We start from the raw sequence: 18252 nt of genomic DNA, 5'->3' as shown, positions 1-18252 counted from the left end.
TTTTACGCCGTCCTCAAGTCATAAGCGACTGCGCTTTAAGCAGCCGCGCCTTCGGTCTGCTCGGCCGTCTTCTTGGCGATCTGCTTCTTGAGCAGGCGCGCCTTGGGCGACAGTTCCGTTGCATCGGCCTTGGCGAGGAAGGCGTCAAGGCCACCTCGATGCTCGACCGTGCGCAGCGCATTGGCCGACACGCGCAAACGAACCGACTGGTTCATCGCTTCCGAGATCAGCGTCACATTGACGAGGTTCGGCAGGAAGCGGCGACGGGTCTTGTTGTTGGCGTGGCTGACATTGTTGCCAGTCAAAACGGCTTTGCCGGTCAGTTCGCAGGCGCGGGACATGACGATACCTTTTTATTCTTCTTAAAGCTGCCGGTCTTTCGACCATAGTTCCGTGCCGCACCAAACAGGTCGGCGCGCAGGATCCAGGCGGCCACATGGGAAATCGAGGGGTGCCATACCGAGAAAAGGGGGAAGCGTCAAGCGAGAGTCATGCTCCCGACACGCATCTATCCCTCGATCTCCTCGCGCAGCATTTCGAGTTCCAGCCATTCGTCTTCCATTCCCGCCATATCAGCGCGCACCTTATCAAGCTGCGCAGCGGTCTTTTCAAACTTGGCGAAGTCCTTGGCGTACAGATTCGGATCGGCCATCACCTTCTCGAGCTTGGCGATGGCACCTTGAGCCTCTTCCATGCGCTTGGGCAGCGTTTCCAGCGCGTATTTCTGCTTGTAGGACAGCTTCTTGTTGGCTGAAGCGGGCTTCGCAGCCGACGGCGCTTCGGTCGAAGAACTCGGCTTTCCGGCCGCCTTGATCGTCGAACGCGCGGCGATGTCGGCCTTGCGCTGCGCCAGCATGTCCTGGTAGCCGCCGGCATATTCGATCCATTTTCCCTCGCCTTCCGGCGCGATGATCGACGTCACCGTGCGATCGAGAAAGTCGCGGTCGTGGCTCACCAGCAGCACCGTGCCGGGGAAGCCGGCAACGAGTTCCTGCAGAAGATCCAGCGTTTCCATATCAAGGTCGTTGGTCGGCTCGTCGAGCACCAGCAGGTTGGCCGGCCGCGCCAGAACCCGCGCCAGGATCAAGCGCGCTCGCTCGCCCCCCGACAGTTCCTTGATCGGCGTGCGCGCCTGCTCCGGCTTGAACAGGAAGTCCTTCATATAGGAAACGACGTGCTTTTCCTCGCCGTTGACGGTGAGGCTGTCGCCGCGTCCGGACGTGAGATATTGCGAAAGCGTGTCGTTGAGGTCGAGACTGGCGCGGCGCTGGTCGAGCGTGGCGATTTCCAGATTGGTGCCGAGCCGCACGCTGCCAGAATCGGGTTCGAGATCGCCGATCAGCATGCGCAGAAGCGTCGTCTTGCCCGCACCGTTCGGCCCGACCAGGCCGATGCGGTTGCCGCGCTGGATGCGGGTCGAGAAGCCCGCAACCACCGGGCGCCCATCATAGCTCTTGGCGATAGTCTTGGCCTCGAGCACCAGCTTGCCGGATTCCTGCGCCTCGCTGGCAACAAGCGCCGCCGTTCCTTCCGCACCGCGATGGGTGCGGAACTGCTGGCGCATGGCCTGCAACTCGCCAACGCGCCGCATGTTGCGCTTGCGCCGCGCGGTCACGCCATAGCGCATCCAGTGCTCTTCGCGCTGGATCGCGCGGCCAAGCTTGTGCTGGTCGCGTTCTTCTTCCGCGAGCACCTGGTCGCGCCATTCCTCGAAATGCGCGAAGCCTCGGTCGAGCCGCTTGGTTTCGCCGCGATCGAGCCAGACGGTCGCGCGCGTCACGCGCTCCAGGAAGCGACGATCGTGGCTGATCAGGATGATGGCCGAAGACAGGCGGCTGAGTTCGTCTTCCAGCCATTCAATCGTGGTGAGGTCGAGATGGTTGGTGGGCTCGTCGAGCAGGAGGATGTCGGGCTGCGGTGCCAGCACGCGCGCAAGCGCTGCACGGCGCGCCTCGCCGCCCGACAGCGTGTCCGGCGTTTCATCGCCGGTCAGGTCGAGATGTTCGATCAGATAGGTCGCGCGATAGGGATCGTCCGAAGGCCCCAACCCCGCCTCCACATAAGCGCGAACATTGGCATAGCCTTCGAGATCGGGCGCTTGCGCTAGATAGCGGATCGTGGCGCCGGGCTGGCGGAAGATGAGGCCGTCCTGCGGCTCCACGGTGCCGGCCGCGATCTTCAACAGCGTCGACTTGCCGGAACCATTCCGCCCCACAAGCGCGATCTTGTCGCCGGCGGAAGCCGAGAGCGAAGCGCCGGCAAGCAGTGGTGTGCCGCCGAACGTGAGCTGGATATCATCGAGACGAAGAAGCGGCGGAGCCATGCGGTGCAATCAATCCCTGGGGTGTGCGACGAGCAGCGCCCGCCCGGAATGGAGCTCCACACTTAGGGAGCCGGAAACGAAATTCGAGAGCGTCAGCGAGGAGCCGAACGGCACGGCGCGATGATCCAGCGGCCAGCGCGCGTCGGCGATCGACACAACGAGATCGGTAAAGCCAAGCACGCTGAACAGGGTCTGTTCCGCATAATCAAAGCGATGCGATCCCACCAGCAGCGGCACGCCTTCCTGATCGCCGCTGGTCAGCAGCACCTTGGTGCCGGCTTCGGCCAAGCGCAGTGCCATCGTCATATGGAGAAAGGCATGATCGGGCCGCGGTCCGCCAAAGGCGCCGACCAGCACGAGCTCCGTCGCACCTCTCGCCAAGGCAAGATCGACCGCCAGCTCACCGTCTGTGCTGTCCTTTTCCGGCGGAAATGTTTCGCGCGGCACACGCGCCATCAGCGCCTGCAACGCTGCATCGGAGGAATCGAAGTCGCCGACCCACAGCTCCGGCTCCAACCCGAGGGCCGCCGCATGCGCGATGCCGGAATCGGCCGCAAGCACGCGGCTGCCGGCAAGCTGTGCGCGCAGGCGAGGCGTAACGGTAAGATCGCCGCCAAGAAGAAGGGAAAACCGGCTCATGGAGTGGGCGCCATAGCATGGACGAAGCCCCACGCAAACGCTTGCCGGCTCAAGCGCTTCGCTCTATCTCTCATAGCGCTCTAACGGGGTGCCGGCGTGATGATCGCGACCGGCTGAGAGGCAACAAGGGGTGAAAACCCTGCCAACCCGCTGAACCTGATCCGGTTTGCACCGGCGGAGGGATTAGACGCGCGTTTTTAAGCGCCTCAACCTCCCTGAAACGTGGATGAAAAGGAGGCGCTGCATGCGCAACACATTGCTGACGACCCTGCTCACCGGAGCGCTCGCGCTCGGCGTCCTGCCGGCTTCCGCGCAGGAGGTACTGACCGTTTACACCTATGACAGCTTCACCTCCGAATGGGGTCCAGGCCCAATCGTTGAAAAGGCCTTCGAGGCCGAATGCAAATGCGACGTCAAGTTCGTGTCGGTGGCCGATGGCGTCGCGCTGTTGAACCGCGTGAAGCTCGAAGGCGCAAATACCAAGGCCGATGTCGTGCTCGGCCTCGACACCAATCTCACGGCTGAGGCACGCGCCAGCGAACTCTTCGCCCCGCATGGTATTTCGGCCGAGGGTCTGACGATCCCCGGCGGCTGGAGCGACGATACCTTCCTGCCCTATGACTACGGCTATTTCGCCGTGGTTTACGACACCGAAAAGCTGAGGACCCCGCCGGCGAGCCTGAAGGAATTGGTGGAAGGCGACAAGAACCAGAAGATCGTGATTCAGGATCCGCGCACCTCGACGCCCGGCCTCGGCCTGCTGCTCTGGATCAAATCCGTTTACGGCGATGACGCGGGTGACGCCTGGGCCAAGCTGAAGGACCGTGTGCTCACCGTCACGCCCGGCTGGAGCGAGGCCTATGGGCTGTTCACCAAGGGCGAAGCGCCGATGGTGCTGTCCTACACGACCTCGCCGGCCTACCATATCATCTCGGACAAGACGGAGCGCTACCAGGCCGCTGCCTTCTCCGAAGGCCACTACCTCCAGGTGGAAGTCGCCGGCATGACCACGAAGGGCGCGCGCAATCCGCTGGCCAAACAGTTCATGGCCTTCATAAAGGCGCCCGGCTTCCAGGATGCCGTGCCGGAAACACAGTGGATGCTGCCCGCGGCAGAAACCTCGAAGCCCCTCAACGAGGCCTTCGACCGCATGGTGAAGCCAACGAAGTCGCTGACGATCCCGTCGGAAGAAATCGCCGAAAAGCGTAAGGCCTGGATCGACGAGTGGCTCGCAGTGATGAGCCGGTAAGCCCATCCGGTGAAAGCCGCCCGCCGCACCCCTGCTGATCCGCGCTTCCTCGGCGGCGCGCTGGCGCTCGGGCTGCTGACGGTGCTGATCGGCGGCGCCTTTGTTGGGCTGATCGCGGAAGGCGCGCGCAATCCCGGCGCGGCTTGGGCGGCGTTCGACAGCTATCTCCTGCGCATCATCCGTTTCACGCTGATGCAGGCGCTGCTGTCGACGGCACTTAGCATTCTGCCGGCGCTCCTCGTCGCCCGCGCTTTGTCGCGCCATCCCACCTTCCCTGGCCGGCACCTGATCCTGCAGCTCTTCGCCGTGCCGCTCGCTTTGCCGGCGATCGTCGCCGCCCTCGGCCTGCTCGCTCTACTCGGTCGCGCCGGCTTCCTCGCCCCGCCGCTCGGCGCGCTCACAGGCGAACCATGGCCCGGCATCTACGGCCTGTCCGGCATCCTCATTGCCCATGTCTTCTTCAACCTGCCGATGGCGACGCGACTGTTTCTGGAAGCGCTCGAAACCGTCCCTACCGACCAGCACCGCCTCGGCGTCCAGCTCGGCTTCAAGGCCTGGAACAGCTTCCGCTTCATAGAATGGCCCGCTTTGCGCAAAGCCCTGCCCTCGATCGCGGGCCTCGTCTTCATGCTCTGCGTGACGTCCTTCACCCTCGTGCTGACGCTGGGCGGCGGACCGCGCGCCACCACGCTGGAAGTCGCGATCTACCAGGCGCTGCGCTTCGACTTTGACCCATCCCGCGCGGTCGCCCTCACCCTGGTGCAACTCGCCCTCACCGTCATCATCCTCGCCCTCCTGTCGCGCCTCGGCGCCGACGCCGCCGGCGAAGCCAACCTGTCCGTCGCACCCCGCCGCTTCGATTTTCCAAGCCCACGCGAGAGCATTGCCAACGGCGCGATCCTCCTCGCCGCCGTTCTGTTCGTCGTCAGCCCTCTCGCCGCCACGGGAATCGCCGGACTGTCCGCCGACCTGCAACGCCTCGCCTCGGAAGGAAGCGTTCACTCCGCCACGCTCACCAGCCTGTGGCTTGCTTTCAGCGCCGCCGCCTTCTCGATCCTGCTCTCCTTCGCCCTCGTTCGCACCCGTCACGCCCTGCAAACCCAACGACGCGACGCGCCGCCTTCTTTGTTCGAGCGCCTGACCGATCGCGGCGCCGGCTATGTGCTGGTGGTCCCGCCAATCGTGATCGGCGCCGGCTGGTTCATTCTACTGCGGACGGTAGCCGACCTGTTCGCGCTGGCACCGATCATGGTCATCACCGTCAACGGCGTCATGGCCATGCCTTTTGCCTTGCGCCTGATCCGCCCTGCCCATGATGCCGCCGCCACCCGCCACGATCGCCTTTGCGCCTCGTTGGGCATCACCGGCTGGAACCGGCTGCGCTTGATCGACTGGCCATCCTTGCGCCGCCCTCTCCTCGCCGCCTTCGCCTTCGCCATGGCGCTGTCGCTCGGCGATCTCGGCGTCATCGCTTTGTTCGGCTCGGATGCGGTGAAAACCCTGCCCTATCTCCTGCTCGAGCGCATGGGCAGCTATCGTACGGCCGATGCGGCAGGTCTGGGCCTGTTTCTGGCTTTGCTGACACTGGCGCTTATGCTCCTGTCCGACCGCCTGGGGAGAAGCCGGCAATGAAGGGTCTCACCATCCGCTTCGACCAGGTCACCTTCTCTTACGGTGAAGCGCAGTTCCTGTTCGATGCCACCGTCTCGGCCGGCTCGATCACCGCGGTCATGGGTCCAAGCGGCTCCGGCAAATCCACCCTGCTCAATCTCGTCGCCGGCTTTGAAACCCCAACAAGCGGCCGCCTGCTGATCGGCGAACAGGACATGCGTGATGTCGAACCGGCCGAGCGCCCGGTTTCGATGATCTTTCAGGAAAACAACCTCTTCGCCCATCTCACCGTCGAGCAGAATATCGGCCTGGGACGCTCACCCTCCCTCAAGCTGACGCCGGAAGACAAGCACGCCATCACCGAAGCGCTCGAAGCCACCGGCTTGGCAGGCAAGCAAAAGCGCCTGCCGCGCGAACTCTCCGGCGGCGAACGCCAGCGTGTCGCGATCGTCCGCGCGCTCGTGCGCCAGCGCCCCGTCCTCCTGCTGGACGAACCCTTCGCCTCCCTCGGCCCTGCTCTGCGCGCGGACATGCTGGACGAGATCCGCGCGCTTCACGCCCGGCTCAACCTCACAATCCTGTTCGTGACGCATCATCCCGAAGATGCCAGCCGGCTTGCTCAAGAGGTGATCTTTCTGGAAGACGGCAAAACGGTCGCGCAAGGCTCCGCCGCCAGCTTTTTCAGCGAAAGCGGGCCGCTCGCCTTCCGCCGCTATCTCGGCCAAGTCGCTTAGCGTTCTCGCTTTGCCCGGATGACGACATAATTGTTCATCAAGGTCCGCGCCCGCGAAACCCTCCTTCTTATTGTAACATGCAATGGGATGTGGCTAGGTCCGCCGGCCTGTGGCCGAATCCAGTAGCGAAGGGGCGCATTCTGTTTAACCCGCCGTTTAGCCGATCGTCCGCGCCCGCATCTGTGGGCGCACGCACGCGCCGCGCGGTGGTTGCGATGGTGCTGGCCGCGCTGATGTCGGGCTGCGTCAGCATGGATTCGTTCAAGGACGATCCCTCGCTGAAATCGGTGCGTCCATCAGACAATCCGGTCACGGTTGAAAACGTCCAGCGCAACGACCGGCTGGCAGCCGTCGCCAAGGCGCAGCATCCGCGCATCCTCGCGACCTATGGCGGCGAATATTCCGATCCGAAGCTCGAGCGCATGGTGGCCAAGGCCATTGGCGCGCTGACGCTCGATCCGGAAAACCCGGCCCAGACCTTCCGCATCACCATCCTGAATTCGCCCAACGTCAACGCCTTCGCGCTGCCCGGCGGCTATCTCTATGTCACGCGCGGTCTGCTGGCGCTTGCCAACGATTCCGCCGAACTTGCTGCCGTGATCAGCCACGAAATGGCCCACGTCACCGCCAATCACGGTCTTCAGCGCCAACAGCGCGAGGCCGAAGAGGAACTGGCGTCCAAGGTCGTCAGCGACGTACTCGGCGGCGACCAGAACGCCAAGATGGCGTTGATCCGCGGCAAGCTGCGGATGGCGCAGTTTTCGCGCAACCAGGAACTCGAAGCCGATGCCATCGGCATCCGCGCGCTCGGCCGCGCCGGCTATGATACCTTTGCCTCGCCGCGCTTCCTGCAGTCGATGGGCGCTTATGCCGATTTCCGCAATGTCAGCGGCGCGACCGATCCCAGCCTCGACTTCCTGGCGAGCCACCCGAACACGCCGCAGCGCATCGAGCTTGCACAGCGCCATGCCCGCCAGTTTGGCACGCCCGGCACCGGTTCGCGCGACCGCGACTCTTTCCTGGCCGGCATCGACGGCCTGCTTTACGGCGACACGCCGGAAGAAGGCTATGTGCGCGGCCGCACCTTCCTGCATCCGCGTCTCGGCGTGTCCTTTACCGTGCCGGAAGGTTTTTCCATCGACAATTCCGCGGAAGCCGTGACCGCCACTGGCCCCGGCGACATCGCCGTGCGGTTCGATGGCGTCACCATCGACCGCAACACCACGCTCGCCAATTACCTGCGCTCGGGCTGGGTCGCCGGCCTGGACGATGCCAGCGTGCGCGAAACCACTGTCAATGGCAGCGAAGCCGCCAATGCCAAGGCAAAGGTCGATGGCTGGCAGTTCGATGTCACGGTGGTCCGCGCCGGCGATCAGGTTTACCGGCTGCTGACCGCCGCCCCGCTCGCAAGCCCTGCGCTCGACCCGGTTGCCGGCACGGTCACCTCCAGCTTCCGCGTTCTGTTGCCGGAAGAAAAGGCCGCGCTGAAACCCCTGCGCGTCCGCGTGGCGATCGTCCGCCCCGGCGACACGCTGGCCTCGCTCGCCACGCAGATGCAGGGCGTAGACCGCAAACTCGACCTCTTCCGCCTCCTGAACGCGCTGCCACCCGGTGCTACGCCGGCGCCCGGCGATAAGGTCAAGATTATCACCGATCGCTGAGGCGGAAAGGTCAGCCGGACGGCCGAAACAAATGTCCGAACTTTAGTCTAAGCTGTCGGCAGCATCCCTCCATCCAGGCGGAGATTAGCACCGGTGATGTAAGCGGCACGAGGGCTGGCGAGAAACGCGATAGCATCCGCGATTTCATCGAGGGTTCCAACGCGTCCGATCGGAACCTCAGCAAATTGAGACAGGACGGCATCTTCAACGAGCTTCCAAGGAGCTTCCGCGGCAATTCCCTGTTTTTGGGCGACGGACCTGAAGGCGGTCTCGAGGGCAGCGCTCCGGATTGTTCCGGGCGACACCGTGTTGACTGTCACGCCATATTTGGCCGCGGCCTTGGCCATGGAAGCAGTCATGGCGATCATAGCTGCTTTGGCGGCGGAGTAGTCTGGCCTGCTGGCTGGCGGCATCATGGCAGCCAGACTTGAGATATTGATGATGCGGCCCCACCTGGCCTGACGCATTGCGGGGAGCAACAAGCTCGTTACGCGCACGGCAGCAAGTACATTCCGGTCATAAACGGATGTCCATGTCTGTGGAGATGTGTTTGACCAGTCTTCGGTTGGTCCGGATCCGCCGGCATTGTTGACGAGGATATCGATGCGGCCGGTGAGCGTCAAGGCTTCCGCCACCAGCGCCCTTACCTCTTCGTCAATCGTTAAGTCGCCCACGACGACATAGGCGCGTCCGCCGGCATCGATGATGCCGTGAGCAACCCGTTCGGCTTGGCTCCTGTCGCGTCCGTGAACGATGACACGCGCATTTTCCCGAGCCAACCCCTTTGCGATTCCTTCGCCGATGCCTTTGCTGCTGCCGGTAACGAGTGCGACTTTGTCTTCAAGTTCCAAATCCATGAGGTGTGACCTATTTCAAGTGTGCCAGTCTCAAAGCTCGGGTAGGACGGTGATTGAAGCAAGTACGCACCTAAAGGTGCTCATTGATCACGAAGCGCGGGAAGAGTGCATCGGGCCCGATGGTTCAGTGACTCATGTCAAACGAGTGATTGCCATGATCAGCGGGCGATGGAAGCTGCCGATCCTCTTTCGCCTTTTTGCCGAACCTTCGATTCGAACGTTACAGCTCAGGCGCGACATTCCGGGGATTTCGCAAAAAGTGCTGACGCAACATCTGCGGGAATTGGAAGACGACCATCTGATCATACGCACGGATTATGGGGAACAGCCTCCCCACGTTGAGTATAGTCTGAGCGAAAGAGGACGGCGCCTCATGCCGGTGTTGATGGCAGCTCGCTTCTTTTCGCAAGATCATCCGTCGTGATCGTTTCGCATGGAACCGGTCGAACACATGCTCGCACGTCTCGACAGCCGAGAACCGTCCAACAGCTTTGTCCCACTCACTCCAACCGACCAGGACTCACCTCGTGAACACCGAAGCCTCCGTTCTCCGGCTGTCGATCGTGGTCACGCTGATGACGGCGGTGGTGGGTCTAGGCTTTGGCCTTTTGTCGGGCTCATCGGCCATCCTGTTTGATGGCGTTTACACGCTGATCGATGCTTCGATGACCGGCATTGCTCTTCTGGTGTCCAGCCTGATCGTGCGCTCCGGCACCAAGCAGGGCAAGCCGCGCTTCATGGAGCGCTTCACCATGGGCTTCTGGCATCTGGAGCCGATGGTTCTCGCCTTGAACGGAACCCTGCTGATGGGGGCGGCCGTTTATGCGCTTTTGACCGCGATTGAGAGCCTGCTCGCCGGCGGTCGCGCGCTCACCTTCGACCAGGGCATTGTCTACGGCACCGTCACAGTTCTCACCGCCATCGTGATGGCTACTCTGGTGCAGCGAGCCAACCGCAACCTCGGTTCCGAGCTTCTTGCGCTGGATGCCAAGGCCTGGTGGACCTCGGCCGCGCTTACCGCCTCGCTGCTGGTCGCCTTCCTGTTCGGCTATCTGATCGAGGGAACGCGCTGGACATGGGTGATCCCCTATGTCGATCCGGTCATCCTGACGCTGATCTGCCTGATTGTCATCCCGATCCCGATCGGCACCATCAAGCAGGCCCTGTCCGACATGCTCTTGGTCACACCGGTGGAATACAAGCGCGAGGTGGATCGCGTCGCGGAAGCCATCGTGGAGCGATATGGCTTCATCGGCCATCGCGCCTATGTCGCGAAGGTCGGGCGCGGTCGGCAGATCGAGCTGTGCTTCATCGTGCCGGTTGGACAGCCGCCACGACGTCTGGAAGAATGGGATGCCATCCGCGACGAGATCGGTGAAGCGATCGGCGCGATGCAGGTCCCGACCGCTGGCTGACCATCGCCTTTACCACAGACCCGGATTGGGCCGACTGACGCCTGCCTCGGCCGAAGATCAGGCCGCGATCATCTGTAATTCGGGATTGACCTTGATCAGCGCTGCACGGAGCTTTTCCATGGCGCGGTTCTCGATCTGTCGAACGCGCTCCTTGGAAATCCCGAGCTTGGCACCCAGCGACTCCAGCGTAGCGCCGTCATCCTGCAAGCGGCGCTCTTCGATGATCCGGCGCTCACGCTCGTTCAACACTTCCAGAGCCGAGCCCAGCCAGCGCGAACGTCGCTCCACATCGATCGTCTCGGTGACGATTTCGTCCGGCAGCGGAGCGTCCGACACCAGAAAGTCCATGCGATCGGAAGCGCCGTTTGAATCGTCGCCGCTTACGGGTGCGTTCAGCGACGTGTCATAGCCCGACAGGCGCGAGTCCATCACGGCGACATCGGCCACCGTCACCCCCAGCGCCGTCGAAATCTCTTCATATATCGCGGCGTTCGACAACGGCTCAGAGCCCTGAGCCAGCCGCGCACGCAGCCGGCGCAGGTTGAAGAACAGCGCCTTCTGCGCCGAACTGGTGCCGCCGCGAACGATCGACCAATTGCGCAAAATGTAATCCTGGATGGAAGCGCGGATCCACCAGGTCGCATAGGTGGAAAACCGCACTTCGCGGTCCGGCTCGAAGCGAGCTGCGGCCTCCAACAGGCCGACATGGCCCTCCTGGATGAGATCGCTCATCGACAGGCCGAAATACCGGAACTTGGCCGCCATCGAAATAACGAGCCGCATATGGGCAGTGGTGATCTTATGAAGCGCTTCTTGATCCTGATGATCTTTCCAGCGCAAAGCGAGATCGTGTTCCTCGCCACGTTCGAGATAAGGAGCCTTCATGGCGGCGCGGATCAAGGTTCGCTTTGCCGTATCGTCCATGGTGCTACCCCGCTCATTGAACCGGCTGTTACGCCATGCCTGGGAGAGGGAATTCCAACACTACTCGCAGCCGGCGCGAGTCCCAGGCGTTGAATGAACGCGGGATGAACGGGAATGTTCCAGGAAAACGAACTAGCGCTGCCGGTTTTATTTTCAAGCTGTTCACGAAAGTGCCCCTAGGCACGTCCCCAACAAACCCGATATCCCGGGTTCGGCGCATCACGGCTGTTAAGCTCTCTCCCATGCGCCGCGAACTCCCAAGGATATCGCATCTATGACCAAGCTTTTTGAACCCTATTCCCTTGCCGATCTGACTTTGAAAAACCGCTTCGTGGTGGCCCCCATGTGCCAATATTCCGCACAGCATGGCATGCCCAATGATTGGCACTTTGTTCATCTCGGCCGCTTCGCCCTCGGCGGTTATGCGCTGGTGATTGCCGAAGCTTCCGCCGTGTCCCCGAAGGGCCGCATCACCTATGCCGACACCGGCATCTGGAACGACGAGCAGGCCGCTGAGTGGAAGCGCATCACCACTTTCCTGCATGCCAATGGCGCCGCAGCCGGCATCCAGCTCGCCCATGCCGGCCGCAAAGCCTCGACCGCCCTGCCCTGGCGCAAGGGCTTCGACGAGACAGCGGAAGAAAAGCAGATCTACGCCTTTGAAGACTGGACCCCGGAAGCACCGAGCCCGCAAGCCCACGGACCGGACTTTGTTGAACCGTCCGAACTGAGTGTGGAAGCAATCGCACAGCTGGTGCAGGACTTCGCCGATGCCGCCAAGCGCTCCGATGAGGCCGGCTTCGACGTGGTCGAGATCCACGGCGCGCATGGCTACCTCATCAACCAGTTCCTGTCGCCGGTCGCCAACCACCGCACCGACGCCTATGGCGGCTCATTCGAAAACCGCATGCGCTTCCCCTTGGAAGTCGTAAAGGCCGTGCGCGCCGTCTGGCCGAAGAGCAAGCCGCTGTTCCTGCGCGTCTCTGCCACCGACGCCCTGCCGGAAGGCCTGACGCCGGATCACGTCGCCGAGTTCGCGAAACAGGCGCACGCCGCCGGCGTCGATATGGTGCATTGCTCGTCGGGCGGCTTTGCCGGTGCTTCCATCACCGCTGCGCCCAACTACCAGGTGCCGTTGGCTGCCGCCATCAAGCAAAAGGCGGGCGTTCCCACCACGGCCGTGGGCCTGATCGTCACGCCGGAAGATGCAGCGCAGATCATCGACAACGGCGATGCGGATCTGGTTGCCATGGCGCGTGGCGCGCTCGACGATCCGAACTTCCCGCTTCATGCTCGCCGTGCGCTTGGCGAAACCAAGGGCGGCGATTATTCGGCATGGCCGCGCCAGGAAGGCTATGCGGTGCGCGGTATGGACAAGGTTCTCGGCCGCGCCTGACGCGCTGAACGCACGACAACAAAAAAGCCGGCTCGAAGCCGGCTTTTTTCGTTTTCAGGAAACCCGCTGATTATGCGGCTTCTTCCTGTTCTGCCTCGTCAGCATCCACCGCGTCCGCATCATCGCCTTCGGCGACTTCATCGGTCTTGGCGCCGCGCTTCGGTCCCTTGTTCAGGTTGACCTCGATCAGGCGAACGGCTTCGGTATCCGACATCTTGTTCACAGCGGCGATTTCGCGCGCCATGCGATCCAGCGCTGCTTCATAAAGCTGGCGCTCGGAATATGACTGTTCCGGCTGGTTTTCGGCGCGGTAGAGGTCGCGCACGACTTCTGCGATGGAAATCAGGTCGCCCGAGTTGATCTTCGCATCATATTCCTGCGCGCGGCGCGACCACATGGTGCGTTTGACGCGGGCCCGGCCCTGCACGACCTTGAGCGCGCGGTCGACATAATCGGTTTCGGACAGCTTGCGCATGCCGATCGAGGTTGCCTTGGCAACCGGCACCTTCAAGCGCATCTTGTCTTTCTGGAAGTCGATCACGAACAGTTCCAGCTTGTGTCCTGCGACTTCCTGCTCCTCGATGGCGGCGATGAGGCCCACACCATGCGAGGGATAAACGATGTATTCCCCGGTTTTGAAACCGTTCCGCGCAGCCGACTTCTTCTGCTGGATAGCCATACGCACTCACTCCTGTGTTCGGGGTCGACGTTTCAGTCGACCAACCGCTTGACCGGTTCGGTCAAAACTCGTAACCGCTTGCACACGAACACACCGATCGATCGCATCCGAAACCAAATCAACCCGGCCAAATGCGCGAAGCATCCGGCCAAGCGCGTCTTGGTCGAAACGATCAATACCTCTGGGATTGTGGCATAAGCGCCATAAAGGGATGGTGTGTCACCGGCATTTGTGGATCAGTATCACAAAAAGCGGGACGAATCAAGATTTTGCTGCTTGCGCATGCATGCGCACTTTGCTGCCTGAGAGATGCTCATCAGGCAGGTCGCGAGGGGGTGCGGCTGACGCTTAGTCGCCGGTGCCAGGTTCAGCCGAAAAGTACTTTTCCAGCTTGCCCGGCTCGCCGTCATGCTCTTTGGCCTCGGGCAGCTCGTCCTTTTTCATGGTCAAGTTTGGCCACTTTACGGCATATTCCGCATTCAGCGACAGCCACTTGTCGAGACCCGATTCCGTGTCCGGCTTGATCGCGTCGGCCGGACATTCCGGCTCGCAAACGCCGCAGTCGATGCACTCATCCGGGTGGATGACGAGCATGTTCTCGCCTTCATAGAAGCAGTCGACCGGACACACCTCAACGCAATCCGTGTATTTGCAGCGGATGCAGTTGTCGGTGACGACATAGGTCATGATAAACGGCTCCCCGAAGGAGGCTCGATGCAAAAGCGCGATCGAACAAGAATTGGCTAGTATGGCTAGGGGCGGAGGTAGTCCCTTTGGCCGGGACTGACAAGGGGAGCAAATGCCGCGCTTCCCTGCCCCGGCGGAAGGATTTTCCTCAGATCGCCGACAAGGTGAAAACTCGCTCAATCCCCATCTTCATCCAGATCGTCCTCGCCGTCCTCGTCCTCGAGATCAACGGCAGCCAGAACGGTTGCCGGATCCGTTGGCGCGGAAAGGTTTGCGTAAAGCGTGCGTGCTTCCGCAGGCGGCCCCCGCCGTGTGCCTGGCTGTTCCACGCGCACAACCAGCACCTGGTTCTGGAAGGTGATGGTCAAAACATCGCCGACCTTCAGGCTTCGCGCGGGATTGTCGACCTTGTCGCGATTGACGCGGATCTTGCCCGCCGCAACAAGCTTCGCGGCGAGCGTACGCGACTTTTGCAGACGCGCGAAAAACAGCCATTTGTCGAGGCGCTGCCTGGCCCCGTCCATTTACTTCTTCAGCTGGTCGCGGAGCGCCGCGAGCTTGGCGAAGGGTGAATCCGGATCGATCCGTGCCGGCCGCTCGTCACGCTTGGGTGCCGAGGAGAACTTGGCACCGCGATCATCGCGCGGCGGACGTCCGCCGGCGTTCTCGCCGCGCGCTTGATCCCCGCGATGATCCTTGTCGCGACGATCGAAGCGCTTGCCGCCGCCCTTGTTGTCACCGCCACCGGGACGATTGTCGCGCCGGTTCTCACCGGGACGTGCGTTGCGATTGCCGGGTGCACCCGCATTCCTGTTGCGATCTTGGCGCGGGCTGCGATCTGGACGCGGCTGGCCTTCGGCAGCAGCCTGACCCTCAACCGGGGCACCTTGCGCAGCCGCAGCGGGGGCGCCGTCGCGACGGTTGCCGCCACCGCGATGATCGCGGCGCCCATTGTTGTTGCGCTGGTTCTGGCGCGGGCCGCGATCATGGCGCGCCGGGCGCCACAGCATGACCGGCTTTTCTTCTTCCGCCTCTTCCGCAGAAGCAGGTGCAGCCGTTTCAGCGACCGGCTCAGCCTTGGCTGAAGCCTCGTCTTCGGGCGCACCCAGGACGGACCCGCCGGCATCCACCACTTCGGCCAGCGGCTCAGCAGGGATCTCGGTCGTAACCGGCTGCTCGGTATCCGAAACTTCGGATGGGATCTCGGCCGCGGTTTCTTCAGCCGAAGCCTCTTCAGCCGCCTCGGCGCCAATATCCGCCTCGCCGACATCCTCGGAAACAACAGGCTCGTCAGCCAGACCCTGCTCGGCATCGGCACCCAGCACGCTGGCGCCGGCCGCAACCGGATCGGCGGAAGCTTCAGCAGCTTCGCGGTTGGCCGCCAGGATCTCGTCGAGAACCTCGACATTGTTTTCCTGGGCAACCGGGCTGGACGAAGCCGCTGCACTGATCGCCGCCTGTTCGGAGGCGAGCTTTTCCGCCGCAGCTGCCTTGTCGGCCGCAGCCTTTTCGGCCGCTTCCGCCGCACGCGCATCGGCCGCGGCAATACGGTCGCGCACGTCCTTTGCCGGACGGGCTTCGCCGCGATAACCGAGACCCTTCAGGATCTCTTCAATGTCTTCGGCATTGGCGCCGAGGATCGACATCATTTGCGGCGTGGTCATGAAGGCCTGGCCATCGAAGGCACCGGCCGGGCGCGTGCCCGTTCCTGCGCGCCAGGCGAGGGCCGGGCGGATCAGATCGGCAAGCCGCTCCAGAATGTCGATGCGCACAGCACGGCGGCCGAGTTGGCGATAACCGGCCAGCGGATAAAAGGCCGGATCGAAGGTCGGATCGACAACAACGGAAGTGCGGCCGGCCGCCAGCATGGCAACGAGATCGCCGAAACCAGGCTTATCCTTGCCGTCATTCTTAAGTGCCCAAAGCAGCGTCAGCAGACCGGCCGGCGCGGGCTTCAAAAGGGCCGGCACGAAGATGTGGTAGGCGCCGAAGCGCACGCCGAGGCGACGGAGTGCTGCACGCGATTCCTGATCGAGCCCCTTCACGTCGTCGGCGATGTCGCGGCGATTGATGACGCCGAAATTCTCCACCAGCCGGAACGCGATGCCGCGCGCCAGCCCGGTCAGCTGCTCGGCGTCACGCAGGTCCACTAGCGGCTTCAACAGCGATTCGACCTGGAACGCCACGAAGCGCTCGGCCCGCGCCGCAACCTTGTCGCGCGATGGGCCGGTCAGCTGTTCGTCGGCCAGCAGGATCAGGCGCGGCTTCAACGCATCGTCGGTCGCAACCACGGTCGCCACCGGCGCGCCGATCCAGCGCAACGTGCCGTCCGAGGCCAGCGCGAAATCGCCATTGCCGGCGGCAGCGAACTTCTCGGCCCGGCTTTCGAACTCCTGCGCCAGCGCCTTCGATGCGGCAGCCTTCACGGCCTTCGCATCTTCGCCCTGCACACTCGTATCGGCGGTAAACCTGAATCCCTGGAGGTCGCCGACGGTGTGACCCTCGACTAATACGCTCCCGTTGGACTGGACTTCCGCTTCAGGCATCGTGTTTTCTCTCAGACGCTTCATGAGGACGGATGTCCTGCGGTCTACGAAGCGTTTCGTCAATCGTTCGTGCAGCGCGTCGGACAATCGATCTTCGATTTCGCGCGTTTTTTCTTGCCAATGCAGCGGATCTGCCAGCCAACCGGGTCGATTTGACACAAAGGTCCAGGTTCGGATCTGCGCGATGCGATGCGACAGCGTGTCGATTTCGCCGGCCGTCGAGTCGGCGCGCCGCACCTGTTCGGCCATATAGGCTTCGTCGACATGGCCGCGCTGAACGATGTCACTATACATGGACGCGATCAGGTCGGAATGCTGCGCCGGCGCAATGCGGCGGTAATCCGGCAGGGCACAGGTTTCCCAAAGGAGGGCGACGCGGTCCGGCCGGTCGGCAAGCCGGCGAATATCGCCGTCGCGCGCCAGCAGCGCCAGCGCCTGCGCATCAACCGCCGGCAGCGCCCGCGTCAGACCTTCAACCGGCGCGATGCAGTCGATCGAATGCTGCAAACCTTCCAGCGATGCAAAGTCGAGTTCGGCATTGCGCCATTGCAAAACCTTCACGGGGTCGAAAGCATGCGATTCGACACGTTCCACCATTTCGTCGGTGAAATTATCGCATTGGCCGGTCACGCCGAACGTGCCGTCGCGCAGATGCCGCCCCGCACGGCCGGCAATCTGGCCGATCTCGCCGGGCGTCAGGTTGCGATACTGAAAGCCGTCGAACTTCTGGTCCTGGGCAAAGGCGACATGGTCGACATCGAGATTGAGCCCCATGCCGATCGCATCGGTGGCGATCAAGTAATCGACGTCACCTGACTGATAAAGCTCGACTTGCGCATTGCGGGTGCGCGGGCTCAGCGCCCCCAAGACCACGGCCGCGCCGCCGCGCTGGCGCCGGATCAACTCGGCAATGGCGTAAACATCATCGGCGGAAAATGCCACGATCGCCGAGCGGCGCGGCAGGCGCGTGATCTTCTTGGAGCCGGCATAAGCGAGATGCGACATGCGCGGCCGCGACACGACGGAGATGCCGCGCAGCAATCGCTCCAGAATGCCGCGCATCGTACCGGCGCCGAGCAGCAGCGTTTCTTCGCGACCGCGAAGATGCAGGATGCGGTCTGTAAAGATGTGGCCGCGCTCGAGATCGCCCGCCAGTTGCACTTCGTCGATCGCCACGAAGGCCGCGTCCGTTTGGCGCGGCATCGCTTCCACGGTGCAAACGGAATAGCGCGCGTTCGGCGGCTTGATCTTTTCCTCGCCGGTAATCAGCGAAACCTTATCGGCGCCCACCTTCTCGCAGACGCGAGCATAAACCTCGCGCGCCAGAAGCCGCAGCGGCAGGCCGATCACGCCGCTCGAATGGGCAACCATGCGCTCGATCGCCAGATGGGTCTTGCCGGTATTGGTGGGTCCGAGAACGGCGGTCACATCGCGCCCGGATAAAACAAGCGGCGCCGGGGGCCGGAAGGAAGATGCTGTCATGCGGAAAAAGTCGTCTCCGGCAAGGGCGGCAAGTGCAGGGCGGCAAGAG

The 18252-nt window shown here is 62.8% G+C and carries 15 protein-coding genes, 1 pseudogene and 1 riboswitch; of the genes and pseudogenes, 7 read left to right on the top strand and 9 right to left on the bottom strand.

Annotated features, from left to right (window positions below; all coding sequences use genetic code 11):
- Positions 1-35: 35 nt before the first annotated feature.
- From rpmB to IE166_RS14695, 3 genes are all read right to left on the bottom strand, one after another.
- Positions 36-341 carry a 50S ribosomal protein L28 gene (gene rpmB / locus IE166_RS14705; RefSeq protein WP_189505088.1) on the bottom strand — a complete coding sequence of 102 codons (306 nt, stop codon included), beginning with the start codon at positions 339-341 and terminating at the stop codon, positions 36-38.
- Positions 342-508: 167 nt separating this feature from the next.
- Entirely contained in the window at positions 509-2323 is a 1815-nt protein-coding gene (locus IE166_RS14700; protein ID WP_189505086.1) for an ABC-F family ATP-binding cassette domain-containing protein, read from the bottom strand.
- A 9-nt stretch (positions 2324-2332) separates the two neighbouring features.
- Entirely contained in the window at positions 2333-2962 is a 630-nt protein-coding gene (locus IE166_RS14695; RefSeq protein WP_189505084.1) for a thiamine diphosphokinase, read from the bottom strand.
- A gap of 74 nt (positions 2963-3036) precedes the next feature.
- A riboswitch (TPP riboswitch) is annotated at positions 3037-3162 on the top strand.
- Positions 3163-3206: 44 nt separating this feature from the next.
- Here IE166_RS14695 and thiB point away from each other — a divergent pair.
- The 4 genes from thiB to IE166_RS14675 all read left to right on the top strand — a co-directional run bounded on the left by thiB (position 3207) and on the right by IE166_RS14675 (position 8217).
- Positions 3207-4211, top strand: coding sequence for a thiamine ABC transporter substrate binding subunit (gene thiB / locus IE166_RS14690; protein ID WP_189505082.1), 1005 nt, complete (start codon positions 3207-3209; stop codon positions 4209-4211).
- Positions 4212-4220: 9 nt separating this feature from the next.
- Complete coding sequence (gene thiP / locus IE166_RS14685; protein WP_189505079.1) at positions 4221-5843, top strand: thiamine/thiamine pyrophosphate ABC transporter permease; 1623 nt, start codon at positions 4221-4223, stop codon at positions 5841-5843.
- Positions 5840-6556 carry a thiamine ABC transporter ATP-binding protein gene (gene thiQ / locus IE166_RS14680; protein ID WP_189505077.1) on the top strand — a complete coding sequence of 239 codons (717 nt, stop codon included), beginning with the start codon at positions 5840-5842 and terminating at the stop codon, positions 6554-6556. Before thiP ends, thiQ begins: the two co-directional genes overlap by 4 nt.
- 233 nt (positions 6557-6789) lie before the next feature.
- Entirely contained in the window at positions 6790-8217 is a 1428-nt protein-coding gene (locus IE166_RS14675) for a M48 family metalloprotease (RefSeq protein ID WP_244641530.1), read from the top strand.
- A 47-nt stretch (positions 8218-8264) separates the two neighbouring features.
- Here IE166_RS14675 and IE166_RS14670 read toward each other — a convergent pair whose 3' ends face one another.
- Positions 8265-9074 carry an SDR family NAD(P)-dependent oxidoreductase gene (locus tag IE166_RS14670; RefSeq protein WP_189505075.1) on the bottom strand — a complete coding sequence of 270 codons (810 nt, stop codon included), beginning with the start codon at positions 9072-9074 and terminating at the stop codon, positions 8265-8267.
- 49 nt (positions 9075-9123) lie between these two features.
- Here IE166_RS14670 and IE166_RS14665 point away from each other — a divergent pair, with 49 nt between their 5' ends.
- Positions 9124-9498, top strand: coding sequence for a winged helix-turn-helix transcriptional regulator (locus IE166_RS14665; RefSeq protein WP_189505073.1), 375 nt, complete (start codon positions 9124-9126; stop codon positions 9496-9498).
- A gap of 151 nt (positions 9499-9649) precedes the next feature.
- Positions 9650-10527: pseudogene (locus IE166_RS14660) on the top strand (cation diffusion facilitator family transporter).
- A gap of 19 nt (positions 10528-10546) precedes the next feature.
- Here the strand turns inward: IE166_RS14660 and IE166_RS14655 are convergent.
- A complete protein-coding gene (locus tag IE166_RS14655) occupies positions 10547-11413 on the bottom strand; it encodes an RNA polymerase factor sigma-32 (RefSeq protein ID WP_189505071.1) in 867 nt (288 codons plus the stop codon).
- A gap of 274 nt (positions 11414-11687) precedes the next feature.
- Between IE166_RS14655 and IE166_RS14650 the strand changes: the two genes are divergently transcribed.
- Positions 11688-12809: an NADH:flavin oxidoreductase/NADH oxidase gene (locus IE166_RS14650; protein WP_189505069.1), complete on the top strand. Its 1122-nt coding sequence runs from the start codon at positions 11688-11690 to the stop codon at positions 12807-12809.
- 70 nt (positions 12810-12879) lie between these two features.
- Here the strand turns inward: IE166_RS14650 and IE166_RS14645 are convergent, their stop codons facing one another.
- The 4 genes from IE166_RS14645 to IE166_RS14630 form a co-directional block, all read right to left on the bottom strand.
- Positions 12880-13488, bottom strand: coding sequence for a CarD family transcriptional regulator (locus IE166_RS14645; protein WP_189505066.1), 609 nt, complete (start codon positions 13486-13488; stop codon positions 12880-12882).
- 348 nt (positions 13489-13836) lie between these two features.
- Positions 13837-14175: a ferredoxin FdxA gene (fdxA, locus tag IE166_RS14640; RefSeq protein WP_189505064.1), complete on the bottom strand. Its 339-nt coding sequence runs from the start codon at positions 14173-14175 to the stop codon at positions 13837-13839.
- A 176-nt stretch (positions 14176-14351) separates the two neighbouring features.
- Positions 14352-14699 (bottom strand): RNA-binding S4 domain-containing protein, encoded by a 348-nt coding sequence (locus tag IE166_RS14635; protein WP_189505062.1) that lies wholly within the window; start codon positions 14697-14699, stop codon positions 14352-14354.
- Positions 14700-18203 (bottom strand): helicase-related protein, encoded by a 3504-nt coding sequence (locus IE166_RS14630; RefSeq protein WP_189505060.1) that lies wholly within the window; start codon positions 18201-18203, stop codon positions 14700-14702.
- Positions 18204-18252: the final 49 nt, after the last annotated feature.

It is taken from the genome of Tianweitania populi (assembly GCF_014652875.1).
Lineage (GTDB): Bacteria > Pseudomonadota > Alphaproteobacteria > Rhizobiales > Rhizobiaceae > Tianweitania > Tianweitania populi.
Note: the sequence above shows the minus strand (reverse complement) of the source record. Positions and strands in the feature narration are given on the sequence as shown.

What these genes read in the sequence shown, in the direction of transcription:
- IE166_RS14695 (WP_189505084.1), bottom strand. Translation starts at nt 2,962, where the DNA reads ATGAGCCGGTTTTCCCTTCTTCTTGGCGGCGATCTTACCGTTACGCCT.
- IE166_RS14675 (WP_244641530.1), top strand. Translation starts at nt 6,790, where the DNA reads ATGTCGGGCTGCGTCAGCATGGATTCGTTCAAGGACGATCCCTCGCTG.
- IE166_RS14655 (WP_189505071.1), bottom strand. Translation starts at nt 11,413, where the DNA reads ATGGACGATACGGCAAAGCGAACCTTGATCCGCGCCGCCATGAAGGCT.
- rpmB (WP_189505088.1), bottom strand. Translation starts at nt 341, where the DNA reads ATGTCCCGCGCCTGCGAACTGACCGGCAAAGCCGTTTTGACTGGCAAC.
- IE166_RS14635 (WP_189505062.1), bottom strand. Translation starts at nt 14,699, where the DNA reads ATGGACGGGGCCAGGCAGCGCCTCGACAAATGGCTGTTTTTCGCGCGT.
- IE166_RS14700 (WP_189505086.1), bottom strand. Translation starts at nt 2,323, where the DNA reads ATGGCTCCGCCGCTTCTTCGTCTCGATGATATCCAGCTCACGTTCGGC.
- IE166_RS14630 (WP_189505060.1), bottom strand. Translation starts at nt 18,203, where the DNA reads ATGACAGCATCTTCCTTCCGGCCCCCGGCGCCGCTTGTTTTATCCGGG.
- thiB (WP_189505082.1), top strand. Translation starts at nt 3,207, where the DNA reads ATGCGCAACACATTGCTGACGACCCTGCTCACCGGAGCGCTCGCGCTC.
- IE166_RS14650 (WP_189505069.1), top strand. Translation starts at nt 11,688, where the DNA reads ATGACCAAGCTTTTTGAACCCTATTCCCTTGCCGATCTGACTTTGAAA.
- IE166_RS14645 (WP_189505066.1), bottom strand. Translation starts at nt 13,488, where the DNA reads ATGGCTATCCAGCAGAAGAAGTCGGCTGCGCGGAACGGTTTCAAAACC.
- fdxA (WP_189505064.1), bottom strand. Translation starts at nt 14,175, where the DNA reads ATGACCTATGTCGTCACCGACAACTGCATCCGCTGCAAATACACGGAT.
- thiQ (WP_189505077.1), top strand. Translation starts at nt 5,840, where the DNA reads ATGAAGGGTCTCACCATCCGCTTCGACCAGGTCACCTTCTCTTACGGT.
- IE166_RS14670 (WP_189505075.1), bottom strand. Translation starts at nt 9,074, where the DNA reads ATGGATTTGGAACTTGAAGACAAAGTCGCACTCGTTACCGGCAGCAGC.